20 protein-coding genes are annotated in these 26,106 nt (G+C 68.4%); 5 read left to right on the top strand and 15 right to left on the bottom strand.

Going from position 1 to position 26,106, the window contains the following annotated elements; all coding sequences use genetic code 11:
- Window positions 1-284: 284 nt before the first annotated feature.
- The 3 genes from IEY79_RS00005 to thyX all read right to left on the bottom strand — a co-directional run bounded on the left by IEY79_RS00005 (window position 285) and on the right by thyX (window position 4,119).
- Entirely contained in the window at window positions 285-1,970 is a 1,686-nt protein-coding gene (locus IEY79_RS00005) for a ribonuclease J (protein ID WP_189105133.1), read from the bottom strand.
- A gap of 206 nt (window positions 1,971-2,176) precedes the next feature.
- Window positions 2,177-3,076: a 4-hydroxy-tetrahydrodipicolinate synthase gene (dapA, locus tag IEY79_RS00010; protein WP_189105134.1), complete on the bottom strand. Its 900-nt coding sequence runs from the start codon at window positions 3,074-3,076 to the stop codon at window positions 2,177-2,179.
- A gap of 305 nt (window positions 3,077-3,381) precedes the next feature.
- The gene (gene thyX, locus IEY79_RS00015) at window positions 3,382-4,119 is read right to left on the bottom strand and encodes an FAD-dependent thymidylate synthase (RefSeq protein ID WP_189105135.1); all 738 of its coding nucleotides are present in this window, start codon (window positions 4,117-4,119) and stop codon (window positions 3,382-3,384) included.
- 347 nt (window positions 4,120-4,466) lie between these two features.
- Here thyX and IEY79_RS00020 point away from each other — a divergent pair, with 347 nt between their 5' ends.
- Entirely contained in the window at window positions 4,467-5,015 is a 549-nt protein-coding gene (locus IEY79_RS00020) for an SCO5741 family PH domain-containing membrane protein (RefSeq protein WP_189105136.1), read from the top strand.
- 97 nt (window positions 5,016-5,112) lie between these two features.
- Here IEY79_RS00020 and IEY79_RS00025 read toward each other — a convergent pair whose 3' ends face one another.
- From IEY79_RS00025 to eccD, 6 genes are all read right to left on the bottom strand, one after another.
- Entirely contained in the window at window positions 5,113-5,571 is a 459-nt protein-coding gene (locus IEY79_RS00025) for a tetratricopeptide repeat protein (protein ID WP_189105137.1), read from the bottom strand.
- 5 nt (window positions 5,572-5,576) lie between these two features.
- Complete coding sequence (gene dapB / locus IEY79_RS00030) at window positions 5,577-6,341, bottom strand: 4-hydroxy-tetrahydrodipicolinate reductase (RefSeq protein WP_189105138.1); 765 nt, start codon at window positions 6,339-6,341, stop codon at window positions 5,577-5,579.
- A 44-nt stretch (window positions 6,342-6,385) separates the two neighbouring features.
- Window positions 6,386-7,765 (bottom strand): M16 family metallopeptidase, encoded by a 1,380-nt coding sequence (locus tag IEY79_RS00035; RefSeq protein ID WP_189105139.1) that lies wholly within the window; start codon window positions 7,763-7,765, stop codon window positions 6,386-6,388.
- Entirely contained in the window at window positions 7,762-9,999 is a 2,238-nt protein-coding gene (locus IEY79_RS00040; RefSeq protein WP_189105140.1) for a polyribonucleotide nucleotidyltransferase, read from the bottom strand. The genes IEY79_RS00035 and IEY79_RS00040 overlap by 4 nt, the downstream gene beginning before the upstream one ends.
- A 415-nt stretch (window positions 10,000-10,414) precedes the next feature.
- Window positions 10,415-10,705 (bottom strand): 30S ribosomal protein S15, encoded by a 291-nt coding sequence (gene rpsO / locus IEY79_RS00045; protein WP_023538273.1) that lies wholly within the window; start codon window positions 10,703-10,705, stop codon window positions 10,415-10,417.
- Window positions 10,706-10,869: 164 nt separating this feature from the next.
- Window positions 10,870-12,369 (bottom strand): type VII secretion integral membrane protein EccD, encoded by a 1,500-nt coding sequence (gene eccD / locus IEY79_RS00050; protein WP_189105141.1) that lies wholly within the window; start codon window positions 12,367-12,369, stop codon window positions 10,870-10,872.
- A 225-nt stretch (window positions 12,370-12,594) separates the two neighbouring features.
- Here eccD and eccCa point away from each other — a divergent pair, with 225 nt between their 5' ends.
- The 4 genes from eccCa (at window position 12,595) to IEY79_RS00070 (ending at window position 20,142) form a co-directional block, all read left to right on the top strand.
- Window positions 12,595-16,575: a type VII secretion protein EccCa gene (gene eccCa / locus IEY79_RS00055; protein WP_189105142.1), complete on the top strand. Its 3,981-nt coding sequence runs from the start codon at window positions 12,595-12,597 to the stop codon at window positions 16,573-16,575.
- 79 nt (window positions 16,576-16,654) lie between these two features.
- Window positions 16,655-17,152: a hypothetical protein gene (locus tag IEY79_RS00060; protein ID WP_189105143.1), complete on the top strand. Its 498-nt coding sequence runs from the start codon at window positions 16,655-16,657 to the stop codon at window positions 17,150-17,152.
- Between the two features lie 22 nt (window positions 17,153-17,174).
- Window positions 17,175-19,451 carry a DUF6571 family protein gene (locus IEY79_RS00065; protein WP_189105144.1) on the top strand — a complete coding sequence of 759 codons (2,277 nt, stop codon included), beginning with the start codon at window positions 17,175-17,177 and terminating at the stop codon, window positions 19,449-19,451.
- Between the two features lie 121 nt (window positions 19,452-19,572).
- On the top strand, window positions 19,573-20,142 hold the full coding sequence (locus IEY79_RS00070) for a hypothetical protein (protein WP_189105145.1): 570 nt from the start codon (window positions 19,573-19,575) through the stop codon (window positions 20,140-20,142).
- Between the two features lie 110 nt (window positions 20,143-20,252).
- Here IEY79_RS00070 and IEY79_RS00075 read toward each other — a convergent pair whose 3' ends face one another.
- The 6 genes from IEY79_RS00075 to mycP form a co-directional block, all read right to left on the bottom strand.
- Complete coding sequence (locus IEY79_RS00075) at window positions 20,253-20,552, bottom strand: WXG100 family type VII secretion target (RefSeq protein WP_229700538.1); 300 nt, start codon at window positions 20,550-20,552, stop codon at window positions 20,253-20,255.
- Between the two features lie 91 nt (window positions 20,553-20,643).
- A complete protein-coding gene (locus IEY79_RS00080; protein ID WP_189105146.1) occupies window positions 20,644-21,006 on the bottom strand; it encodes a WXG100 family type VII secretion target in 363 nt (120 codons plus the stop codon).
- A gap of 81 nt (window positions 21,007-21,087) precedes the next feature.
- Window positions 21,088-22,350, bottom strand: coding sequence for a S8 family serine peptidase (locus IEY79_RS00085; RefSeq protein WP_189105147.1), 1,263 nt, complete (start codon window positions 22,348-22,350; stop codon window positions 21,088-21,090).
- Between the two features lie 26 nt (window positions 22,351-22,376).
- The gene (locus IEY79_RS00090) at window positions 22,377-24,083 is read right to left on the bottom strand and encodes a hypothetical protein (RefSeq protein ID WP_189105148.1); all 1,707 of its coding nucleotides are present in this window, start codon (window positions 24,081-24,083) and stop codon (window positions 22,377-22,379) included.
- A gap of 7 nt (window positions 24,084-24,090) precedes the next feature.
- Window positions 24,091-24,531, bottom strand: coding sequence for a DUF2563 family protein (locus IEY79_RS00095; protein ID WP_189105149.1), 441 nt, complete (start codon window positions 24,529-24,531; stop codon window positions 24,091-24,093).
- Between the two features lie 275 nt (window positions 24,532-24,806).
- Complete coding sequence (gene mycP, locus IEY79_RS00100) at window positions 24,807-26,105, bottom strand: type VII secretion-associated serine protease mycosin (RefSeq protein ID WP_189105150.1); 1,299 nt, start codon at window positions 26,103-26,105, stop codon at window positions 24,807-24,809.
- Window position 26,106 lies beyond the last annotated feature (1 nt).

Below are 26,106 nucleotides of genomic sequence, written 5' to 3' on the forward strand. Positions count from 1 at the left end.
CTTCCCTTCGGTCCTGCTGTCTTGCGTTTCCGACTCTATCAGAACCTTTCGGCGCCTGATTCCCAGTCGGCGGGCTGCTTAATGAGTTATCCGCTTTCGCGTTTCCCTTTCGGCGAATCCGACTTTATCAGAGATTCTGAGTCGGATATTCCCACCCGGTCCGGTGCGCCGCTCCAGGCACGTGAGTACCTCGGCTTCCCGTCCAGGTGGAGCCGTAAACCTACTGGAGCGGGGCTCCCGAAGCAAATCGGGGGCCCCGCTCCGGTGTTGAGGTCGGTCCGAGGTCAGACCTCGACGACCACAGGCAGGATCATCGGGCGCCGGCGGTAGGTGTCGGAGACCCACTTGCCCACCGATCGCCGCACCAACTGCTGGAGTTGGTGGGGTTCGGCCACGCCGTCCGATGCCGCCTTCCCGATGATCTCCTCGATCTTCGGGATGACGGCGGAGAACGCGGAGTCCTCGATGCCGGAGCCCCGCGCCTGGATGTGCGGACCGCCCACGACCTTCCCGGTCGTCGAATCCACCACCAGGAACACGGAGATGATGCCCTCGTCGCCGAGGATGCGGCGGTCCTTCAGGGACGTCTCGGTCACGTCGCCGACGGAGAGCCCGTCGACGTACACGTAACCCGCCTGGACCTTGCCGACGATTCTCGCCTTGCCGTCGACCAGGTCGACGACCACTCCGTCCTCGGCGATGACGATGTGGTCCTTGGGGACCCCCGTCAGTGCGCCGAGTTCGGCGTTGGCGCGCAGGTGGCGCCATTCGCCGTGGACCGGCATCAGGTTCTTCGGCTTGCAGATGTTGTAGAAGTACAGGAGCTCGCCAGCGGACGCGTGGCCCGAGACATGGACCTTGGCGTTGCCCTTGTGGATGACGTTCGCGCCCCAGCGGGTCAGGCCGTTGATCACGCGGTAGACCGCGTTCTCGTTGCCGGGGATGAGGGACGACGCCAGGATCACGGTGTCGCCGGGGACGATCCGGATCTGGTGGTCGCGGTTGGCCATGCGCGAGAGCGCGGCCATCGGTTCGCCCTGGGATCCGGTGCAGACGAGGACGACCTCGCTGTCCGGGAGGTCGTCGAGCGTCTTGACGTCGACGACGAGACCGGCCGGGACCTTGAGGTAACCCAGGTCTCGGGCGATGCCCATGTTCCTGACCATCGAGCGGCCGACGAAGGCGACGCGTCGGCCGTACTCGTGGGCGGCGTCGAGGATCTGCTGGATGCGGTGGACGTGGCTGGCGAAGCTCGCCACGATGATCCGCTTCTGTGCACTGCCGAAGACCTGCCGCAGGACGTTCGAGATGTCCCGCTCGGGCGGGACGAAGCCCGGCACCTCGGCGTTGGTCGAGTCGGAGAGCAGCAGGTCGATTCCCTCTTCGCCGAGTCTGGCGAAGGTCGGCAGGTCGGTCAGCCGACGGTCGAGGGGGAGCTGGTCCATCTTGAAGTCGCCGGTGTGGACCACCATTCCCGCGGGGGTGCGGATGGCGACGGCCAGCGCGTCCGGGATGGAGTGGTTCACCGCGACGAATTCGCAGTCGAACGGGCCGATGCGCTCACGATGGCCCTCGGTCACTTCGAGGGTGTACGGGCGGATGCGGTGTTCCTGGAGCTTGGCCTCGATCAGCGCGAGGGTCAGCTTGGAGCCGATCAGCGGAATGTCCGACTTCAGCCGGAGCAGGAAGGGGACTCCACCGATGTGGTCCTCGTGGCCGTGCGTGAGGACGATTCCCTCGATGTCGTCGAGGCGGTCCCTGATGGTGGTGAAGTCCGGCAGGATGAGGTCGATGCCGGGCTGTTCCTCTTCGGGGAAGAGGACGCCGCAGTCGACGATGAGCAGACGGCCGTTGTACTCGAAGACCGTCATGTTGCGGCCGATTTCGCCGAGGCCGCCGAGCGGGGTGACGCGCAGGCCGCCCTTGGGCAGCTTCGGCGGGGCGCCGAGTTCGGGATGCGGATGACTCAAAAGACTCTCCTCACCACACACGCCACGTACCGCTGAGGCACGTGGCGCGCATGACATTCGTGCACTTGCTGTTGCACTTGCTTGTTGTCCGAGTGGGCGGAATGCCCGGTACTTTCATGTGTTCGGTTATTCAGTTGTGAAGTTCGAAATCTTCGATATTCATGAAACCTGGTTCATGAATCGTGTTCGTGGAGGCAGGGCCTCAGTCACAGCTCTACCCCGCCGGCCGCGAGATCGATCTTGAGCTGCGCCGTCTCGTGCTCCGTCAGTTCGACGAGCGGGAGGCGCAGCGGGCCGGCCGGCAGCTTCTGCAGGGTGAGCGCCGCCTTGCTGGTGATGACTCCCTGCGTACGGAACATGCCGGTGAAGACGGGGAGCAGCTTCTGGTGGATCTCCGTGGCCTTCTGGACGTCGCCGCTGACGTGGGCGTCGAGCATGGCGCGCAGTTCCGGGGTGACCACGTGGCCGACGACGGAGACGAAGCCGATGGCGCCGACCGCGAGAAGCGGGAGGTTCAGCATGTCGTCGCCCGAGTACCAGGGGAGGCCGGTCTGGGCGATGACCCAGCTGGCCCGGCCGAGGTCGCCCTTGGCGTCCTTGTTGGCGACGATGCGTGGGTGCCCGGCGAGACGGATGAGTGTCTCGGTGTCGATCGGGACGCCGCTTCGGCCCGGGATGTCGTAGAGCATCACCGGCAGCTCTGTGGCGTCGGCGATGGCCGTGAAGTGCTGGAAGAGGCCTTCCTGCGGCGGCTTGTTGTAGTACGGGGTCACAGCGAGCAGGCCGTGTGCGCCGGTGCGTTCGGCGGTGCGGGCGAGTTCGATGCTGTGCCGGGTGTCGTTCGTCCCGATGCCGGCGACGACATGGGCCCGGTCTCCGACCGCCTCCAGGACGGCGCGTACCAGCTGGTCTTTCTCCGCGTCGCTGGTGGTCGGGGACTCGCCGGTGGTGCCGTTGATGATCAGGCCGTCGTTGCCTGCGTCCACCAGATGGGAAGCGAGTCGCTGGGCGCCCTCAAGATCGAGTGCGCCGTCCCCGGTGAAGGGCGTGACCATGGCGGTGAGGACCCGCCCGAAGGGGGTCTGCGGAGTGGAGATCGGAGCCATGGGTAACACGCTACTCGTTGCTCGGCTCGGCGTGTCCCCTCGGGGGCACACGGGCAGGTCGTGGGCCCGCCATGTGCGCGGGCTCCCGGGGTGGTGGGGGCAGGTGAGCTGCCCCTGGTTGAGGGGAAACGTTCCCCCTGCGCTTCAGTGTACGGAGCCCGGCACTGACTGCTCGGGGGTTCAGGCAGTGCCGGGTCCGTTTGATCAGCCTAGATGAACTTCTCGAAACGCCGCAATCCGGACACTTTCCACCATTGTCCGTACATCTGTGCGTCGGGACAGCCCCGCGGGCAGCCCCTGACGCCCTACGGCGCCACCCTGCCGTTGTTGTTGAAGGCCGCGTGAGTGAGCGGCATGAGCCGCGCCCACTGCTCCTCCATCTTCTCGCCGACCATCTCGATCTCCCGCTGCGGGAAGCTCGGGACCTTGGCCGCCTCGTGCTGGGTACGCAGCCCGACGAAGTGCATCAGCGAGCGGGCGTTGCACGTCGCGTACATCGACGAGTAGAGGCCCACGGGCAGGACCGCGCGGGCCACCTCGCGGGCGACGCCGGCCGCCAGCATCTCCTGGTACGCCTCGTACGACCGACGGTAGGACTCCGTCATGGCGCGCTCCGTGAGGTCCTGCTGCTCCCGGGTGCCGTCGACGAAGACGTACTTCCCGGGGCGGCCCTCCTGGACCAGCTTGCGTGAGGCGTCGGGGACGTAGAAGACGGGCTGGAGCTCCCGGTAGCGCCCGGATTCCTCGTTGTAGGACCAGCCGACGCGGTGCCTCATGAATTCGCGGAACACGAAGATCGGGGCGCTGATGAGGAAGGTCATCGAGTTGTGCTCGAAAGGGCTGCCGTGGCGGTCGCGCATCAGGTAGTTGATGAGGCCCTTGGAACGCTCGGGGTCCTTGGACATCTCTGCCAGGGACTGCTCGCCTGCGGTGGAGACGCGAGCGGCCCACAGGACGTCGGAGTCGCCCGCGGTGTGCTTCACCAGGTCGACGGTCATGTCACTGCGGAAGCTGGGCTTGGTATCGGCGGGAACGTCACTCACCGGCGGGGTCCTTCCTGTCGCGGCTCGGGGGCGGCGCCCACTCTACGACCAGGCATTTCTCGCCAGAAGGCCGGACTGCTGCGGGGCCCGGCACCGTACGAGTGGTCCTCGGCGACGGGCTTGCGCGTCTCGTGCGGATGTTCGCCGATTTGGCGAGATCGGGCACCGAACGGTCATCGCGCGCGTCCGACCCGGTGGCGGTGCCGGGGTCCCGGACAGGCCCAGCGGTCCGAGGCGTCCCAAGGCCGCTGACCCGTCCGGCCCCCCTGAGTGGTCCTGCCGGGGTACTCCTCGATAACCTCAGCCAGCACCGCCCGTTCGAGCGTGCTTGTGAGTGAGGATCAGTCGTGCCCCTGCCCTTCCTGACGGCCGATCGTGCGTTTGACGCGACCAGCGACGATGTCGCGCTGCCGTTCGACGATCACGACCGCTGGCGTCGCCCTTACCGCCCGGGACCGTGGCGGGTGGGCGCTTCCGCGCTGCTTCTGCTGCTCGCCTCTTTCGTGCTGCTCGCGACGATGATCATCGCGTTCGCCGGGGCGACGTCCGGCGCCGTCGTGTGCCTCGGTATCTCGCTGGTCATGATCGCCGTCGCGCTGCGGATGCTGCGGGCGGGCGCGTGGGTGAGCCGGCACGGCGTACGGCGCGTGGGACTGCTCAGAACCCGGACCGTGCGGTGGACGGAGGCCGTGGAGGTCCGTACGGTGCAGCAGCCGGTGCGCTGGCTGGGGCTGCCGCGGACGGTGCAGGGGCAGGCGCTTCTTCTCGTCCTGGCTGACGGCGAGAAGCGGCAGCTGCTCACCGACCACAACGCGGATTTCCTGTCGCGCTCGGAGGCATTCGACCGGGCGGCGGACTCCGTCGAGGCATGGGGCGACGAGTACCGCCACGCCTGAACCGCGGCGACGTAGTTCCGAGTTGGGCCGTTGCGCGATTCGCCGGGACCGACGTTGAGCGTTGGGCGTTGAACGGTCGGGCGAGGCCGACGGGGCGTCAGCGAACCGCCGGTGCCGGGTTCGCCTCGTGGAGCGCGATCGCGTGCTGCATCGCCTTACGGGCCCGGGGAGTGTCGCCGGCGTCGCGGTAGGCCACCGCCAGGCGGAACCAGCATCGCCAGTCCCCCGGTGTGTCCTCGGTCTCCGCGCGGCGGGCCGCGAAGACGGCGTCCGCCGACGCACGGTCGACACGGCCGCTCGCGGTGCGCACCAGCTCGTCGAGGGGCAGGCCGCCCTCGGCGTCCAGTTCGGCGGCGAGCCGGTTGGCCCGCCGGACGAACCGGGTGCTCTGCCAGAGGAACCAGGCGCCGATGCAGGGAAGCACCAGCACCGCTGCCCCGAATATCACCGTGAGCGGCGTGCCGATCCCGATGAGCGCGATGCCGCGGCCGCCCACCAGGACGAAGTAGCCGACGAGCATGGCGGCCACCACGAAGTACGTGATCTTGGCGCGCACGGCTGTCAGGCCGGCAGGTTCAGATCGAGGAAGTGCTCCAGACCGTGGGTGAGGCCCGGTGCGCCGACCACGCGGCGGACGCCGAGGAGGATCCCCGGCATGAAGCTGCTGTGGTGCACGGAGTCGTGGCGGATGGTGAGGGTCTCCCCCTCGGCGCCGAGCAGGACCTCCTGGTGCGCCAGCAGTCCTCGGAGCCGTACGGAGTGCACACGCACCCCTTCGACGTCCGCGCCGCGCGCCCCGTCCAGCGCCGTGACCGTGGCGTCGGGCTGCGGCGCGCAGCCGGCCTCGGCGCGGGCGGCGGCGATCAGCTGTGCGGTGCGCGTCGCGGTGCCCGACGGGGCGTCGGCCTTGTTCGGATGGTGCAGCTCGACGACCTCGGCGGACTCGAAGAAGCGGGCCGCCGCCTGGGAGAACTTCATCGTGAGGACGGCGCCGATGGAGAAGTTGGGCGCGACGAGCACGCCCGTCCCGGGGGAGCCCGCCAGCAGCGTCCTCAGCTGCGCCAGGCGGTCGTCGGTCCAGCCGGTGGTGCCGACGACCGCGTGGATGCCGTGGCGTACGCAGAAGTCCAGGTTGCCCATCACCGCCGAGGGGGCGGTCAGTTCGACGACGACCTGGGCCCCCGCGCCGACGAGGGCGTCCAGGTCGTCGTCCCGGTCCAGGGCGGCGACCAGTTCCATGTCGTCGGCGGCCTCGACGGCCCGTGCGGCCTCGGAGCCGATCCGGCCCTTGGCGCCGAGAACGGCCACCCGCAGTTTGGTGCTCATCGCTCTGCTTCCTTGCTTCCTTAGGAGGCCGGTGAGGGCCCTGGTCAGGCGACCGCTTCGTCGAGACGGTCCGCCTGCTTGTCCTTCAGGGGGCCGATGACCGAGAGGGAGGGGCGCTGCCCCAGGACGTCGCGGGCCACCGCGCGCACGTCGTCGGGGGTGACGGCCGCTATCCGCGCCAGCATGTCGTCCACGGACATCTGGGTGCCCCAGCACAGCTCGCTCTTGCCGATGCGGTTCATGAGCGCGCCGGTGTCCTCCAGACCGAGGACGGTGGAACCGGAGAGCTGGCCCACGGCACGGCCGATCTCCTCGTCGCTGAGTCCTTCGGCGGCGACCTGGTCGAGTCCGTCGCGGCAGATCTTCAGGACATCGTGGATCTGGCTCGGGCGGCAGCCCGCGTAGACGCCGAAGAGGCCGCAGTCGGCGAAACCCGAGGTGTACGAGTACACGCTGTAGGCGAGGCCGCGCTTCTCCCGTACCTCCTGGAAGAGCCGGGAGCTCATGCCGCCGCCGAGAGCCGTGCTGAGGACCCCGAGGGCCCAGCGGCGCTCGTCGGTGCGGGAGAGGCCCGGCATGCCGAGGACGATGTGTGCCTGCTCCGTCTTGCGGTTGAGCAGTCCGACGCGGCCGGCGGTGCGCAGGTCGCGGTGGCCCTCGCGCGGGGTGACGGGGGCGGCGTCCGTACGGGAGAGGGCGCCGGCCTTCTCGAAGGCGCGGCGTACCTGCCGTACGACGGTGGCGTGGTCGACGTTGCCCGCCGCGGCGACGATCAGATGCGTCGGGTCGTAGTGCTTCTTGTAGAAGCGGGCGATCCGGTCGCGGTCAAGGGCGTCGACGGTGTCGACGGTGCCGAGGACGGGGCGGCCGAGGGGCGTGTCGCCGAGCATCGTGTGCGAGAAGAGATCGTGCACGCAGTCGCCCGGGTCGTCCTCGGTCATGGCGATCTCTTCGAGGATGACGCCCCGCTCCGCGTCGACGTCCTCCGCCTCGATGAGCGAGCCCGTGAGCATGTCGCACACGACGTCGATGGCGAGGGGGAGGTCGGTGTCGAGCACGCGCGCGTAGTAGCAGGTGTACTCCTTCGCCGTGAAGGCGTTCATCTCGCCGCCGACCGCGTCTATGGCGGAGGAGATGTCGAGGGCGCTGCGTTTCTGGGTGCCCTTGAAGAGGAGGTGTTCCAGGTAGTGCGTGGCGCCGTTGAGCGTGGGCGTCTCGTCGCGCGAGCCGACCTGGACCCAGATGCCGAAGGTCGCGGACCGTACGGACGGGAGGGTCTCGGTGACGACGCGCAGGCCGCCGGGGAGGATCGTGCGCCGGACGGTGCCGATGCCGTTCTGCCCCTCGAGGAGGGTTTGGGTACGGGCGACGGCCCGTACCTCCGAGGAGGTGCGGGCCGTCGTCGTAGAACTACGAAACGTCACTGGGAGGCTTCGTCCTTCTGGTCGTCCTGCTTGTCGTCGTTCTTCGCGTCTTCTTCGCCCTCGATCACGGGGATCAGGGAGAGCTTGCCGCGCTGGTCGATCTCGGCGATCTCGACCTGGACCTTCTGGCCGACGCCGAGGACGTCCTCGACGTTCTCCACGCGCTTGCCGCCGGCGAGCTTACGGATCTGCGAGATGTGCAGCAGACCGTCCTTGCCCGGGAGCAGCGACACGAACGCGCCGAAGGTGGTGGTCTTGACGACCGTACCCAGGTAGCGCTCGCCGACCTCCGGCATGGTCGGGTTGGCGATGCCGTTGATCGTGGCGCGGGCGGCCTCGGCGGCCGGTCCGTCGGCGGCACCGATGTAGATGGTGCCGTCGTCCTCGATCGTGATGTCGGCGCCGGTGTCCTCCTGGATCTGGTTGATCATCTTGCCCTTGGGGCCGATGACCTCACCGATCTTGTCCACGGGGATCTTGACGGTGATGATCCGCGGGGCGTTCGGGGACATCTCGTCCGGGACGTCGATGGCCTCGTTCATCACATCGAGGATGTGGAGGCGGGCGTCGCGGGCCTGCTTCAGCGCGGCGGCCAGGACCGAGGCGGGGATGCCGTCGAGCTTGGTGTCGAGCTGGAGCGCGGTGACGAACGTCTTCGTGCCGGCGACCTTGAAGTCCATGTCGCCGAAGGCGTCCTCCGCACCGAGGATGTCGGTGAGGGCGACGTAGTGCGTCTTGCCGTCGATCTCCTGGGAGATCAGGCCCATGGCGATACCGGCGACGGGGGCCTTGAGGGGCACACCGGCGTTCAGCAGCGACATGGTGGAGGCGCAGACCGAGCCCATGGACGTCGAGCCGTTGGAGCCCAGCGCCTCGGAGACCTGGCGGATCGCGTAGGGGAACTCCTCGCGCGTCGGCAGCACCGGCATGATGGCGCGCTCGGCGAGCGCGCCGTGGCCGATCTCGCGCCGCTTCGGCGAACCGACGCGGCCGGTCTCGCCGACGGAGTAGGGCGGGAAGTTGTAGTTGTGCATGTAGCGCTTGCGGGTCACCGGCGACAGGGTGTCCAACTGCTGCTCCATGCGGAGCATGTTGAGGGTGGTGACGCCCAGGATCTGGGTCTCGCCACGCTCGAACAGCGCGGAACCGTGCACGCGCGGGATGGCCTCGACCTCGGCGGCGAGCGTACGGATGTCCGTGACGCCGCGGCCGTCGATGCGGACCTTGTCCTTGATGACGCGCTCGCGGACCAGGGACTTCGTCAGCGCGCGGTACGCACCGGAGATCTCCTTCTCGCGGCCCTCGAACTGCGGGAGCAGCTTCTCGGCGGCGAGCTCCTTGACGCGGTCCAGCTCGGCCTCGCGGTCCTGCTTGCCGGCGATGGTGAGCGCCTGCGACAGCTCGCTCTTCACGGCGGCCGTGAGGGCCTCCAGGACGTCGTCCTGGTAGTCGAGGAAGACCGGGAACTCGCCGGTGGGCTTGGCGGCCTTGGCGGCGAGGTCGGCCTGCGCCTTGCAGAGCGCCTTGATGAAGGGCTTCGCGGCTTCCAGACCGGCGGCGACGATCTCCTCGGTGGGAGCCTCCGCGCCGTCGGCGACGAGCTGGATGGTCTTCGTGGTGGCCTCGGCCTCGACCATCATGATCGCGACGTCGCCGTCCTCCAGGACGCGGCCGGCGACCACCATGTCGAAGACGGCGTCCTCGAGCTCGGTGTGCGTCGGGAACGCGACCCACTGGCCCTTGATCAGGGCGACACGGGTGCCGCCGATCGGGCCGGAGAAGGGCAGGCCGGCCAGCTGCGTGGAGCAGGAGGCGGCGTTGATCGCGACCACGTCGTACAGGTGGTCGGGGTTGAGCGCCATGATCGTCTCGACGATCTGGATCTCGTTGCGCAGGCCCTTCTTGAAGGAGGGGCGCAGCGGGCGGTCGATGAGGCGGCAGGTGAGGATCGCGTCCTCGGAGGGCCGGCCCTCGCGGCGGAAGAAGGAGCCGGGGATCTTGCCGGCCGCGTACTGCCGCTCCTCGACGTCCACCGTGAGGGGGAAGAAGTCGAGGTTGTCCTTGGGCTTCTTGGAAGCGGTGGTGGCCGACAGCACCATGGTGTCGTCGTCCAGATACGCGACGGCGGAGCCGGCGGCCTGCTTGGCCAGGCGGCCCGTCTCGAAGCGGATGGTGCGGGTGCCGAACGTGCCGTTGTCGATAACGGCCTCGGCGTAGTGGGTCTCGTTCTCCACCAGTGGTTCTCCATACTCGTCGTTGTCGTCTTTCGTCCCGCGCCCGTGTGGCGGGGGACAGTCGGAGAAGCGCTCCTTGGTGCGGGCCGGTCTTCGATCGAAGCTCCCGGGGCGGCGGCGTGGGCCGCGGGCGGCGTTCGCCGCGCCGTTCCGGGGGCCACTACCGAGGACCGGCGGCGGCGGAGGGGCGCTTCCCCTCGTCAGTGGGTGGTGCCTTCTGTCGTGCGGGGTGGTGCTGCGTACGCCTCGTAGGAGTCGTACGGGGGTGCGGTCCTGCTTGGTCCTACGGGTGTCCGCTGGTGCTTCTCAGCGGCGTCCGGGAGCTGTGCTCCTGCGAACAGGTTACTGAGCTTCGTGCACATACGGCGAAGGGAGCGGTTCCCGGTGTGTGGGAACCGCTCCCTTTCACGGCGTACTACTTGGCGCCGCCGGCCGCACCGCGGCGGATGCCCAGGCGGTCGACCAGCGCACGGAAGCGCTGGATGTCCTTCTTCGCCAGGTACTGCAGCAGGCGGCGGCGCTGGCCGACCAGGATGAGCAGACCGCGACGCGAGTGGTGGTCGTGCTTGTGCGTCTTCAGGTGCTCGGTCAGGTCCGAGATACGGCGCGAGAGCATCGCGACCTGGACCTCGGGGGAGCCGGTGTCGCCTTCCTTGGTGGCGAACTCCGACATGATCTGCTTCTTCGTAGCGGCGGCAAGCGGCACGCGTACTCCTCGTAGGTCTTCTTGCCATCGAGTGCCCCAGGTCGAATTCGCTGGGGATCTTCGGTTACTCGGGTGGCGGGGTGATCGGCCGGTGTTGTTCGGTCGCTGGGTCCGGACAGACCGGAACGCGTACACAATCGGCCGTCACACAGCGTACCAGCCGGTCAAGACGTCATCGCACGGATGGAGTGGTAGACGTCGAACACCGCCAGACAGAGCGGGACGATCGTCAGTAGTACGAAGGATTCGGCGATCTCCAGGAAGCGGCCCCAGAAGGGGGTGACGCCCTTGCGCGGCACGATCAGCCCAATGGCGACGATCAGTGCGGCGATCCCCGCGATGGCCGCGGTCAGCCAGACCGTACGGATGTCGAGGCCCGTGCTGTCGCCGCGCAGCGCCTCGCGGATCATCCCCTCCGGGGGGTTGAGGCTGAGGCCGAGTCCCAGCAGGACGAGGGCGCCGAGGCCGGCGGCGAGGGCGCAGCCGACCTGCGCCGTGTAGCTGAAGAGGTGGGCGCGCATGAGCATCGCGACGCCGGTGGCGAGGGCGAGGAGCTGGCCCCACACGCCGTCGGAGAAGCCGAGCACGCCGGCCGCGCCGACGGCCACCAGCGCGCAGCCGCCGACCAGGCCGACGAGCAGTTCGTGGCCGCGCCGGGCCTGGGCGGCGATGCGCTCCGGGTCGACGGGGGCGGGGGGCGCCGGGTCGCTTCCGTAGGAGCCGGCGGCGGTACGGGGCGGCTCGAAGCCGATGGGGAGGCGGGCGAAGCGGGTGGAGAGGCCGGGCAGGAAGGCGAGTGTTCCTACGGAGAGCGCGGCGCAGACGGCGGCGGTCTCGGAGGGCGCCATGTCGGTGGTGATGGCGATGAACGTCACCAGGAGGCCGACGGTGGAGGCGAAGACGAACGCGACGAAGGGGCCGTCGCCGCCGGGGGCGACGATCACCAGGATCACCGAGGCGATCAGTACGGCGGCGCAGGCGAGCAGGAACTGGAGGCGGCCGATGCCCTGTCCGTCCGCGAAGGGCAGCAGTCCGGAGCCGGCGACTGCCGCGTTGGCCATGGAGCCGAGACCGAGGGCGACGGACGAGCCCCGGTCGTCGTACACCCGGGCCCGTACGCCGGCGAGGGCGAGCAGCATGACGGCGGTGACGCCGGCCAGGATGCCCGGCAGGCCGTGTGTGTCGTGCCGGGGATCGGCGGTCCACAACACGAAGGCGAGCAAGGTCAGCAGGACGGAGCCGCCGAGGAGCCCTGCGCCGCGCATGGCGCTGTCGGTCCACAGGGTGCGGTCGCGGGCGACCGCGGAGGCGACGGCGTCGGAGACGTCGTCGAAGACCGCGGGGGGCAGGGATTCGGCGAAGGGACGCAGCGACAGCAGTTCACCGTCGAGGATGCGCTGGGAGGCCAGGGAGCGGGCGCTGTCGAGGACGGTGCCGTCGCGGCGTACCAGGTGATATCCGACCGGGGCGCCCGCCTCGGGGCTCTGGCCGGACAGCCGCAGGATCTCCGGGTGGAGGTCGGCGACGGGGATGTCCTCCGGCAGTGCCACGTCGATCCGGCCGTCCGGGGCGACGACGGTGATCCGGCAGAAGCCGGTTCCGCCGCCGGACGGGGCCGGAGCACCCGGCTGACGGGTTCCGGTGGCCGCCGTTTGGGCCGTCATACTCACGTGCTGCATCCCCCTCGTGGTTCCCATGCGCCCGATGCCCGCGTTGCGCTCCGAATGCCCCTGTTTTTGCGGAAGTTCATCCCCGCGCAAACGCGTCCGGTCACCCTACCGCCGGGCCGTGGACACCCGCGCAAGTAGGATCCTTGCCCGCGGATGGAGGCCCGTCGCCACGGGGGCGCCAGAGGGAACTCTTCTGTCCGGCAAGGGAATTGGTGAGCAGTGAGTCAGATCGTCGTCAAGCGCCCGCCGCGGGCACTGCCCGCCGACGTGCCAGGCGAACAGGTGCAGGTTCAACCCCCTCCGCCGCTGCCCAGAGGGCAGCAGGAGGGTGCGCTCATGCAGCTGCTGCCCATGCTGGGCATGGGCGGTTCGGTCGTCTTCTTCTTCATGACGCCGAACCCGATCATGCGCATCATGGGCATGGTGATGATCGCCTCGACGATCGCCATGGCCATCGCGATGCTGGTGCGGCACCGGCGCGGAACGCAGGGCGAACTCGCCGACATGCGGCGCGACTATCTCAAGTACCTGACGCAGACGCGGCGTACGGTGCTGAGGACTGCGCATCTGCAACGGGACGCGCAGTACTACCTCCACCCGTCCCCCGAGCAGCTGTGGGCACTGGTCGCCGAGGGCAGCCGGGTGTGGGAACGCCGGGTCGCCGACGAGGACTTCGGGCAGGTACGTATCGGCCTGGGCAGTCAGCAGCTCGCGACGGAGCTCATCGAGCCCGAGACGGCGCCCGTGGACGAGCTGGAGCCGCTCACCGCCGGGGCGATGCGGCAGTTCCTCAACGCGCACAGTGTGCTGGACGGTCTGCCGATGGCCGTCTCGCTGCGCGCCTTCTACCACCTGACGATCACCGGTGAGGCCGAGTCGGTGCGCTCGACGGCGCGCGCGATGGTCGGCTCGCTCGCCTCGCTGCACTCCCCCGAGGACCTGGTCGTCGCCGTCGTCGCCGGACGGGGCGAGGCGTCGCGGTGGGAGTGGGCGAAGTGGTTGCCGCACGTCCAGGCGCAGGGCCCCGGCGACGGGGCGGGCAGCCGCCGGCTCATCACGTCCGACGTGCGGGAGCTGGAGGAGATGCTGGCGGGGCAGCTGGAGGGGCGTCCGCGGTTCCAGCCGGGCGGCCAGCCGCTGCTGGACCAGCCGCACATCGTCGTCGTCCTGGACGGTATGTCGCTGCCCTCCCTGTCGGCGCTCGCGTCGGCCGAGGGGCTGCAGGGTGTGACGGTCGTCGAGGTCGTACCGGGCGAGGTCACGGCGGCGCGGGGCGGTCTCGCCGTGGTGGTGCGGCCCGACTCGCTGCGGCTGGAGTCGGGGCACGGCATGGTGTACGACGGGGAGCCCGACCGGCTGAGCATGGAGGCCGCCGAGGCGCTGGCCCGTCAGCTCGCGCCGCTGCGGGTCGCGACGGGTGGCGACGACGACGAACCGCTGCTCGCCAACCTGGACTTCACCGATCTGCTGAACCTCGGGGACGCGGCGTCCGTCGACGTCACCCGTACGTGGCGGCCCCGTTCGCAGGCGGAGCGGCTGCGCGTGCCCATCGGTGTCGGCGAGGACGGGGCGCCCGTCATGCTGGACCTGAAGGAGGCGGCGCAGGAGGGCATGGGGCCGCACGGGCTGTGCGTGGGTGCGACGGGCTCCGGCAAGTCCGAACTGCTGCGCACGCTCGTCCTGGGCCTTGCCGTGACGCATTCGTCGGAGACGCTGAACTTCGTCCTCGCGGACTTCAAGGGCGGCGCGACGTTCGCCGGCATGTCGCAGATGCCGCACGTCGCGGCGGTGATCACCAACCTCGCGGACGACCTCACGCTCGTCGACCGCATGGGTGACTCGATCCGCGGTGAGCTCAACCGCCGCCAGGAGATGCTGCGCGACGCGGGCAACTACGCCAACATCCACGACTACGAGAAGGCGCGCGCGGCGGGCTCACCGTTGCAGCCCATCCCGTCGCTGGTCCTGGTCATCGACGAGTTCAGTGAACTCCTGACAGCGATGCCGGACTTCATCGAGATGTTCGTCCAGATCGGGCGCATCGGGCGTTCGCTGGGCGTCCATCTCCTGCTGGCGTCGCAGCGGTTGGAGGAGGGCCGGCTGCGCGGGCTGGAGACGTATCTCTCCTACCGCGTGGGTCTGCGTACCTTCTCGGCCGCGGAGTCGCGGGCGGCGCTGGGTGTGCCAGACGCCTACCAGCTGCCGAACGTGCCCGGTTCCGGGTATCTGAAGTACGGCACCGACGAGATGGTGCGGTTCAAGGCCGCGTACGTCTCCGGGGTGTACCGGGCGAACGCGCAGGCCGTCGCGGGGACGGGTGGACCGCTGCCGGTGGACCGCAGGCCGGTGCCGTTCACGGCGGCGCCGGTGCCGGTGCACCACGTGCGGCCGGCCGCGCGGCCCGCCGTACCGGACGCGCGCACCACGTCCGAGGACGACGCGCTGGCCGACTCGGTGCTCGACGTGATCGTGCGCCGGCTCGAAGGGCGGGGCGCCGAGGCGCACCAGGTGTGGCTGCCGCCGCTGGACAATCCGCCGTCGCTGGACGAGCTGCTGCCGGGGCTGTCGAACGTGGAGGGGCGCGGGCTGACACAGCCCGGTTTCGAGGGCGCCGGGCGCCTCGTCGTACCGCTGGGCGTGGTCGACAAGCCGTACGAGCAGCGACGCGACACCCTGTACCGGGACTTCTCCGGGGCGGCGGGCCATATGCAGATCGTGGGCGGCCCGCAGTCCGGCAAGTCGACGCTGCTGCGCACGCTGATCGCGGGGTTCGCGCTGACGCACACGCCGCGGGAAGTGCAGTTCTACGGGCTGGACTTCGGCGGCGGCGGCATGTCGTCGATCGCCGGGCTGCCGCACGTCGGAGGGATCGCTTCGCGGCTCGACCCGGAGAAGGTGAGGCGGACGACGGCCGAGGTGTACGGCATCCTGGCGCGTCGCGAGGAGTACTTCCGTACGGCGGGGATCGACTCCGTCAACACCTTCCGCAGGATGCGGGAACGGGGCGAGATCTCGCCGGCGGACCAGCCGTGGGGCGATGTCTTCCTGATCATCGACGGCTGGGGCAACTTCCGCACCGACTATGAGGGGTTGGAGCCCGCAGTGCTCGACATCGCGGCGCGCGGGCTCGGTTACGGCATCCATGTGGTGCTGACGGCGTCGCGCTCGATGGAGGTGCGCGCCAACCTCAAGGACCACCTGATGAACCGGCTGGAGCTGCGCCTCGGCGACACCATGGACTCCGACCTGGACCGCAAGGCCGCGGTCAACGTGCCCACGGGGGTGCCCGGCCGGGGTCTGACACCGGAGAAACTGCACTTCATGGCGGCGGTGCCGCGGATCGACTCCATCAACTCCGACAGCGACCTGTCGGAGGCGACGGCCGCGATGACGCAGGAGGTCGGCCGGCACTGGACGGGGCCCGGCGCCCCGGCCGTACGGCTGCTGCCGCGCGAGCTGGACGCGGCGACGCTGCCGGCGGGCGCGGAGCAGCCGAAGCGGGGCGTGGCCTTCGGGATCGACGAGAACCTGCTGGAGCCAGTCTTCGTCAACTTCGACCGCGACCCGTTCTTCCTGGTGTTCGGCGAGAGCGAGTCCGGAAAGTCGAACCTGCTGCGGCTGCTGATCACGCGGCTGACGGAGCGCTACGACGGGAACTCGGCCAAGTTCTTCGTCATCGACAACCGGCGCGCGCTGCTGGATGTGACGCCCGCGTCGCACCTGGCGGAGTACGTGCCGATGTCCAACAACATGGACCACCACGTGGACGCGCTGTCGGACCTGATGCGGCGCCGTACACCGGCGGCCGACGTCACGGCGCGGCAGCTGCGCGAGCGCAGTTGGTGGCGCGGGCCGACGGTGTTCGTGGTCGTCGACGACTACGACCTGGTGTCCACCTCCAGCGGCAACCCGCTCAACAAGCTCACGGAGCAGCTGCCGTTCGCGCGCGACGTGGGTGTCCGCTTCATCATCGCGCGCAGCGCGGCCGGGGCGAGCAGGGCCTCGTACGAGCCGTTCATGCAGCGGATGATGGAGCTCGGCGCGCAGGGTGTGCTGCTCTCGGGCGACCCGCAGGAGGGCGACATCCTCGGCGGCGTACGGGCGCGTCCGATGCCGGCGGGCCGGGGCGTCTTCGTCTCCCGCCAGCGTGGCAATCCACTGGTGCAGACCGGTCTGATGCCCTCGCTGGAAGAGCGGTGACGGGGGCGGAGCACGGCCCATTCGCAGGTTGATCCGGAATGGTGAAATCCATCAGCGAGCACGGGGGAAGGAGTCCCAGATGGCGTGGGACGAGTGGGACCAGTTGAAGGCGTCCGCGGCGGGCGGCGAACCGACCGGGATGCGGCTCAACGGGCTCCCGGAGGAGGACAGGCCCAACGCGGGCAGCCCGACCGGTGATCTCACGGTCGATCAGAAGGACCTGGCGGCGATCGGCGACGAGGCGTTCAAGCTGTACAACCGGCTGTGGGAGGAGGCGCGGGTCACCAGCACCGACACGGCGGCTGCCGATCTCAAGAGCCAGGGATTCGCGCTGGGCGGGGCGCTGAGCCATGTCTCGCTGCGCTGGGACCGGCAGCTCGGATCGGTCATGGACGCCTGCGCGCTTATCTCGAACCACATGGACTTCACGAAGAAGGCGCATGAGGGCGACGAGATCTTCATCGAGCGTCATGTGAGCAGCATCTCCACTCTCGACGCGGGCTTCGACGAGTCGTGGGCCCCGCCGGGCGAGAAGAACGAGGTGTACGGCGAGGACAAGAAAGACAAGAAGGACTGAGAAGGACTAGAGGAACAGACTCATGGATTTCGAAGCCCTTCACTCCGCCAATTTCAAGACTCTTGACGACGCCGTCGACGGCTGGACCAAGATGCTCGTCAAGCTCGCCGATCTGAAGAAGGACGCCCAGGACGGACTTCGGGGCAAGGCCAACAAGGCGAACTGGGCCGGTTACAACGCCACGGTGTCGCGCGAGTTCATCGGAAAGACGGCCGAGGAGTTCAACGACGCGTACACGCAGGCCGAATCGATCCGCAATATCGTCCGCGACACGCAGGGTGAACTGAAGACGCAGCAGCGCCTGCTCAAAGAAGCCATCGAGCGCGGGCGGACCAACCACATGTCCGTCAGGTCCGCGGGCAGCGGTTTCACCGTCACCCCCAACCCCGATCCGAAGCCCGCGAACGGCCAGAAGGACGTCGACGCACTGAGGGACGAACTCCAGGGAATCCTCAACACGGCGACCGAGGTCGACAGCACCGCGTCCACGTCGCTCAAGGCGCTCGTCGATCTCACCGACTACGGATTCTCGGGACAGAAGTACGCGGACCGCGACTCCGCCGCGAACGCGATCAAGGAAGCCGAGAATCTCGCCCGTATCGCCAAGAAGAACCCGGAAGACCTCACGGTCAAGGAGTTCGACGCACTCAACGCCGGTCTGAAGAAGTACTCGGGCGACGAACTCTTCGCCGAGCGCTTCGCCGAGCAGCTGGGCCCCAAGGGGACACTCGAATTCTGGGCGGGCGTGGCAACCCCGAGCACCAACAGGGACCTCTACGTCGACCGGCACGAACAGCTCGCCGATCTGCAGAAGAATCTCAGTCTCACGCTCGCCACGGCGACTCAGGCGGACACGCCTGAGATGCGCAGGTGGACGTATGAGATGACGGAACTCGGCAGCCAGCCGTTGAACAAGAACAGCACCACCCAGGGCTTCCAGGTGATGAGCAACCTGATGCGCTGGGGCAACTTCGACGACCAGTTCCTCAGGAGTTACGGCTCCGAACTCATGGAGACCGAGAAGACGGCCACCAGCAACGGCCGCCACGGGGCGACACTCTGGACCCACATGGGCATGGACCCCAATCTCAACCGCACCGGCGAGGACTCCGGCTCGGACCCCATGATCGGCTACTTGAAAGCCCTGTCGAACAGCCCGGACGCGGCCACGGACTTCTTCAACGAGCCGTTCCTTTCGAAGGACGAGGACCACGACTTCAAGGAGGAGAACAACGACGGGAAGGAGGTCAGCGCCTCACTCTCCAACTTCGACTACCTCTTCGAAGAACGCGACTGGCCGCCGGAGCGCGACAAGGACGGCGAGAACAGCATCTCGGGCCGGAACAACCTGGCGATGGCGCTGGAGGCGGCGACGACGGGTCACCCTGCGGGCGAACTGCCGACGGTCGACACCCCGCCGCACAATCCGGAGCAGGCGAGGCTCATGGAGAGCGTGGTTGCCTCGATCTCGGACGATCCGAACCGGCTCAAAGACAATTCCTTCATGTCGGACAGTGTCGGCCAGATGGCTTCCGAGTATCTGCCCGACATCAACCGCGCCACAGCGGACGGTGGCAAGGAGAATGAGAGCGTACCGAAGCTCTTCCCGATCGCCGGCGCGGCGGCGGACATGCAGCACACGGACGTGACGCGTTTCTTGGCAACGGTGGGCCAGAATCCGGAAGGATACGCCGCGATCGAGGTCGGCCAGAAAGCGTACATGGCAGGTCTGATGGATTACCACCTTGATCCGGATCTTCCCGCCGACAGCCGCTATCCGCACTCCGCGGAAGAGACAATCAAGGAAATCGCCCGGCGGTCCGGGGAGGTCGAGGGGACTCTCGCCATCGGCCGTCAGGAGGCGGTTCTGGGCGAGGCCAAGGCGAAGGACGACGACTTCGAGCACGCGACGAACCAGAAGAAGAACACTATCTCGGGCCTGGTCGGCCTGGGCGTGGGTGTCGGCACGTCGTTCATCGCCAGTCCTGTGGTGGGTGCTGCGGTGGGCGGGGCCGCGGGGACTGTGACCGGGGTCGTTCTGGAGCAGTTCTTCAAGGACACCGATCCGCAGAATCTGGCCGGCGTCGGCCATGACGTCGGGCTCCGCTGGGAGGCCAGCAAGGACGCCCAGACGGACATGGCCAGGGCCGCGGGCGAGGAGGCGGCCAAGGCCCACAACTCTCCCGACGCCGAGCGGATTCAGGAATGGACCCGTATCGGTACGACTGACGGCTTCGACGACGCCTCGACAGCAGCGCGCAGGATGGCGGACGATCTCGAAACCGAGATTCCTACGTGAGGGTGAACCGGTGGGCGATGGGATGTGGACGAGATGAAGTTGACCGTCGTTCCCGCCACCTCCGACCAGTTTTGATGAAGTCCGACCAAGGAATCAATTCACAAGGGAACCCAGGGAACGCATGAAAAGCCTTGAGAAGCGCTCTTACGCTGCCACGGGTCCGCGGCGCCTCACCGTGGGCCTCGGGGCTCTCTCGTTCGTCCTGCTGGCCTCCGCCTGCTCGGAACCGGCGGACGAGTACGAGGTCCCGCAGGCGCTTTGTGGCGTCGAGGTGCCCGGGGACGTACTGGATCCCTTGCTGCCGGAGGGAGAAGAAGTCTCCGAGCGGACCAAGACGGCCAGCGGAGTCAAGCGCTGCTATGTGTCCGTGGACGACAAGGTCGCACTGTCGACATCCATAGAGTGGTACGAGGCCGATACCCCAATCGCGGAGGTCGCCGAGAAAACAATCGGCGCGGATCCGAATGACAAAGTCACCGGCGACAAGCGATACAGCTACTCAGACAAGGGCGGAGCCGGGCTGATCCGCTGCGACGACTCGTCCACGATCGACAAGGACGTCGACGGCGACCTCTACACGACGGTACGGGTCGGTGGCGACGACTCGGCCGACGCCGCCGCTGTGCTGAAGGCGATCGAGGCGTACACGAATGCCGCGCCCGCGGCGGGCGAGTGTGAGGTCGATCTCTGAGGTCTCTTGAATGCCCGAAATCCATGTCGCGTCGACTGGCGCGACGAGGGGGGGCACCTCCCGCGCGTGCCCCCCTGTTGCCGTAACCGCCGGTTGCTTCTGCGGACTTCTTAGAAGTAGCCGGCGGACTTCCTGTCGCCCGCCTGGTAAGTGGGGCCGGCCTCGCGGACCTTGCGGGCGATGTCCTTGAGCGCGTTGTGGATCTGACGCGTCTCGTTGTCCCACTTCTTGTGGGCCGCGTCCGCTGCGGTCTTGGCCTCGCCCTCGAAGGTCGCGGAGACGCCGCGGATCTTCGTCTGAATCGCCTCAAGGCTCTCGTCGAGCCGGGCGGCCTGCTTCTCGATGACCGAGGCGGCCTGCTCCAGCGAGCCGTAGGTCACGACCATGGTGCCGTCGTTCTGCTGAGCCACGGGTCCTCCTGTTTCCTGTCAGTGCGGTGGGGTGCGGAGCGTTGTGTAAGTGCGCGGAAGGCTGTCCGAGCGGAAGGTGCCTGACGGGCCGTCAGTAGCCGGCGATGTTCGACGTCGCCTTCGCGGTCGCGGCGGAGTCCCCGGAGAAGCCGGCCGCCACGTCGACACCGTTGAGGGCCGCGTAGACCTCGTCCTCGGTGTTGCCCGCGGTGGTACGGGTCACCTGGATCGCTTCCTGGAAATTGAGCAGCATCTTCGCGATCCGGACCATGCCGGCGTTGATCTCGGCCTGCTTCGCGTCGAACGCGCTGGCGCCGATGCCCTTCCAAGCACCTTCCAGGCTGTCGATGACGCCCTGGAGGTTCTTCAACTGCCCTTTGACGTCCTCGAACTTGATCGTGATCTCGTCCTGGAAGTCCTTGAGACTCTGATCGCCGACCTTCTGGACTGCCATATGTCAGTCTCCCTTTCGTCTGTGCTCGTTACTGCGTGGGTGCTTCGGTGAATGGTCTGAGTGACCGGGACGGGCCGGCGGTCAGGCACTGCGGCGTTTGCGTACGACGGCGAAGGCGCTCACGGCGAGTACGGCGACCAGCGCTGCTCCGCCGAGGATCAGACCCAGCCGGCCGTCGCCGCCGGTGTCCTCCGCCGCGTTGGCCTTGTCGGTGCCCTTCGCGCCGTCCGTGCCGTCCGCGCCAGGCTTGGGCGGGGAGGACGACGACTCGTCCGAAGGGGCGCCGGCCGTCGTCCTCTCGTTGGTCAGCGGGCTGACGTCCGGGTCGCCGGGCTTGCCGATCCCCCGGTTGATAGCGGCGTTGGGCCGCACGATCCCGTGCCCGAGGTAGTTACTGACGGTGCCGGGCTTCCAGTCGTCGCCACGGCCCGCGGACTCGAACATGACCCGCAGGACCTGGTTCGCGGTCCAGTCGGGGTTGGCGGACCAGATGAGGGCGGCGGAGGCGGACGCGAGGGCGGTAGCGGCGCTGGTTCCACCGTCGCCGTCGCAGTACTTGGTGAAGGTCTCGTCGCACCAGGTCGGCATGTCACTGCCGGGGGCGGCGATGTCGACGAAGTCGCCGTGCTGGGAGTAGTCGGCAACCTGGCCCTCGGAGTCGGACGCCGCGACACCGACGACCTCCGGATAGTTGGCGGGGTACTCAGGCTTGTTGCTCTCCTGCGCACTGTTGCCCACTGCGGAGAAGAACAACTTTCCCTTCGCGTGCGCGTACTGAACCGCTTCCTTTTCCTTGGCGCTCACAAACTGATTGCTGACCGACATGCTGATGATCTGCGCGTCACTGTCGGCCGCCGCCCTGATAGCGACCGATTCATCCGACTCGTTCACCCCCTTCCCCTTGAATTTCTTGGTCGCGATACGCATAGGAATGATCTTTGCCCCAGGGGCCAGACCGCGCAGTCCGTCGCCTTGCCCCGTCCCCGCGATCAACTCGGCCATTGTGGTTCCATGACCGGTGTAGTCGTCTGTCTCGTCTCCATCCGACTCTGTTGCGTCGAGTCCCTTGAGGATTTGACCCTTGAGTGAGGGAGTGGACGAGTTGACACCCGTGTCGATGACCGCGATCTTGATGCCCTCGCCGGTGGTGGACTTCCATACGTCCTCGATGTGCATGGCATCCAGGTACCACTGCTTCGACTGCGTGTCCGCAGCGACCGCCGCCGGAGCGGCATCCACCACGCCAATCACGGACGCTCCGAGCACGGCTACCGCGCAAAGCGGGCCACGCCGAAAGCCGTACGACCCGAATCGCTTCCGGACCTGGCTCTTCCCTGCCGTCATCCCGACTTCCGAACCTTCCGCTGTGCCTATTCGATGACCGGCGGTACGGCACCCTGGCGCCGCGCCGTCCGCGTTCCTGGGTCGTCCATCCGGTTGTCCGTACGTGGCTGTTCGGGACTCTCCCGCTCCTCGCCATCGGGCTGTCGGCCGCGTTGCTCGCCCGACAGCCCTGAGCCGCCAGTCGTGAACCCGCCGACGCCGGGCCTGGGAGGCGTACCACCACTCCTTGGCGTACCCACCACACCGTTGGAACCAGGGATGCCTCTCCCAGTCGGTCGCGCGGCTGACGAGGAACGATCCGGCGCTCCACCCTGGCCGCCGATGACGTTCCCGCGCGGAATGCGCGACCCAGAGGTGCCGGTGCCAGAGGCTCGCTGCTGCGGCGTCCCTCCAACGATGCCGTTGCCACGTCCCGCACGAGGTCCGGCCGACGTGCCCGAACCGGAACGCCCCGTCATGGGCCCTCCCGAGCTCGGCCGACCGACCATGGGGCTCCGCGTGCCACCCGCGCCACCGGTACGTCCCACGCCAGGACCCACGCCTGTCGGCCTGCCGACCGGGGACCTGTTCGCCCCCGTACCCGAGCTGTTGCCGCCTCCACCCATGACAGGCGGGCGCCCTACGGGCCCCGGACGACCACCGCCTCCCGTGCCCGTTCTCGCGTTGGCGCCCGGCCCAGGACCTCCGCCCCTGGGCACGGCCGAGGGCCCCTGCCGGGGGGAACCTCCGGGCCTCGTGGGGCCCGAATTGGGCCCCAGCGGGGGGACATACCCGTCTCCGGCTGGAGGCCCGCCATTCACCGGCAAAGGCTGGGCGGGACCAGGACTCGATGGGGTTGGCGGCAGCGTCGTAACGCTGTCGATCTCCATCGATGTACTCGGCGTGGGGGTTTCCGTCACCAAGTCATGAGCCCCGGCGCGGGGCGCGCCCTCCGGGGAGCTGACCGACCCCGGTCGTAGAGCTGACTGCCCATCAGCCTCACCGAGGCGATCGCCTCCGGGCACCGTGGTGTCCCGCGTAGCGAACTGTTCACCTCCCTGGGGCCGGGGCACCGCCGTCGCCAGCATCTTCGGCAGCTCCGGCTCCTTCGCCCCCGCCAGCGACTGCTCCGACACCGCGTAGAACGACGCCAGGCGGTTCATCTGGTTGATGGCCTCCTGGCGGTTCTCCTCCACCTGCACGGCCCGCTTGTACTCCGGGTTGTCGTCACGCTGTTCCGAGACCGGGAAGTCCTTCGGGCGCCTGGGGTCCGCACGGTTGTCGCGGGGCGGTTTGGCGCTGCGGACCGAGGTCAGGCCGCCGCCCGCGACCGTCATCTGGGTACCGACGACATTCGCGAAGGAGCCCAGGTCCCAGGCGTACCGCGCCAGTTCGCTGCCGTAGCGCTGGAACTCGGTGGCGGCCGCGCCGTGCCAGTCCGTGGCCTTGACGAAGTCGCTCAGCTCCTGCGCGGCCTTGTTGAGGCTCGTCTTGGCCTTTTCGAGGTTCTCGCCGGCCTTGACGAGATCCGAGGGCTTCGCACCGTCCAGCAGGTCGAGCATGTCGTTGAGTCCGCGCTCTTCGAAGCTCGTCCGGGAGAAGATCCCCCCGGGGTTGCCGAAGCCGATCCGGTCCATGGCCGTCGCGAAACGTTCCATGACGTCGGTCGCGCCGAACTGGGTCTCGATCTTCGCGGCGTCTTCGTTCTGTTGCTGCTCCTGGGGAGAGAGCGGCGGTTTCTTGTCCTCACTCATTTTTTCGTCACCCCAAGTCCTTCGTACCGCCGGTGGCGTCCTGGCGCGGCGCCTCGGGTGCCTCGCCCTTGTCGCGCCTCTGCTGCTTCTCGTGCGCCTCGCGCTGCTCGTCCAGCCGCGTCTGGATGGTGTGGAAGCGGTACCGCAGGTCGTCCTCGACGTTGTCGTAGCCGACATCGGCGGCGTGAACTCCGATGCTGAGCAGCTCTATCTGGTCGCCGAGGGACTTGGACAGGGAGATGAGGGACGTGTGCACCCGGTTGTACTGCGCCGAGAAGCCTTCGGCCTCGTCGAACTTGCCGGGGCCGCTGAACGACGAACGGGGCACGCCCTGCGCCGCGATCTCCCCCGTGCCACCCGCGCCGGTCTCGAACTCCGAGAGCAGGGTCTTGATCTGACCCTGGAACTTTTTCAACGCCCCTACGCCGCGCTCGAGATCACTCGTCATCGGAGCCCCCGCTCACGCCACCCACCGACTCAGGCACGATGCCCGTTCCTCCCCGTTTGCTTGAGCTGTCCGACGCGCGACCACCGCGGACCAGTTCTTCTACGTTCACTTGATGATCGCTCGTAACACCCTAACTACTCAGCTGTAGGACTCTAAGTGCGTTATACGTCGCCCGACTTGGCCGACGCGACGCGCAACCACCCCTCAGCTTCCGTCTACGTCCGGGGCTCGGACTCGGCCCGCTCAGCGGCTCGGTCTCGTCGCGCTCGGCCCGCTCATCCGCTCTCCCCGACCCGCCGCGCCCGTCGGCGCGAATCGCGCAGGGCCACCGAACCGCCCGTGATCGCCGCCACCAGGACGGCGCCCCCGACCACGACGTACGTCGCGAGCCGCGAATTGCGTTCGTCCGCCGTCTCCCCCAGGTGCACCTCAGCGGGTGTCGGCGCTTCGGCCCGTGTCACTCCTTCGTGTGCCACCGGTTTCTCGATCGGCTTGTCGTCCTCGGTAAGCGCGCGGACCGGGTCCACCACTCCCCAGCCGACGAGGCGGTCGCGGCCCGGGATCGAGCGCTCCGCCGTCTGCTGGATCTGGGCGACGATCTGTTCCTGGGTCCATGTGTCGTGCTTGCTCTTGATCAGAGCGGCGATTCCGGCGACGTACGGGGCGGAGAAGCTGGTGCCGTTGTCGGCGCAGTGGCCGCCGCCGGGGACGGTCGTGACCATGTCGACCCCCGGCGCCGCGATGCCGACGAACTCGCCCGACTGGGAGAACGAGGCGCGTTCGTTGTTGCGGTCGGAGGCGGCCACGGCCAGCACGCCGTCGTACGAGGCGGGGTAGGTCTCCTTGACCTTGCCGTCCAGGCCGTCGTTGCCCGCCGAGGCGACGACCACGACCTCCGCCGCGAGGGCATCCTCCACCGCCTGCTTCAGTACCGGTGTCGGTTCGACGGCGTCCGCCGTGTCCTGGGAAATGTTGATGATGTCGGCCTCTTGCTGGACCGCGTAGTCGATGGCGTCGGCGAGCGTCTCGGCGGTGCCGTTGCCGAACGCGTCGTTCTGCTGGATCGGAATGATCGTGGCGTCGGGCGCGAGGCCGACGAAACCGGTCCCCTCGCCCGGGCGCGCGGCGATGATGCCGGCGACCTTCGTGCCGTGGCCCACCTCGTCGGTGGTGCCGTTGGAGGCGCCCCGTTCGAGCTTGTTCCCGTTGTCGTCCTCGGCGTCGGCGGGGAGCAGGTTACGGCCGCTCCCGGCGTCCACCGCCTTGGCGAGTTGCGGGTTCTTGGTGTCGACGCCGGTGTCGATGACGGCGACCTTCACGTCTTCGCCGGTGGACTGCTTCCACAGCTCGTCCAGCAGGACACGCTGCAACGCCCACGGCCGGCCCTCGTACTTCTCGCCGGGGAAGGAGCACTGCCCCGTGTCCGCGGTCGCGACGGGCGCCGACACCGCCACGAGCGTGAGTGCGGCGGTGGCCAGGGCCGTCGTCGCCGCAGCCAACCGGTGGTACGTGGATGGGGAGTTGGGCGTACGGCTACGGGTGTGGGTCCGGCCGTCGGTGCGGGTGTACGTCATT

This window comes from Streptomyces camponoticapitis (genome assembly GCF_014646115.1).
Classification (GTDB): domain Bacteria; phylum Actinomycetota; class Actinomycetes; order Streptomycetales; family Streptomycetaceae; genus Streptomyces; species Streptomyces camponoticapitis.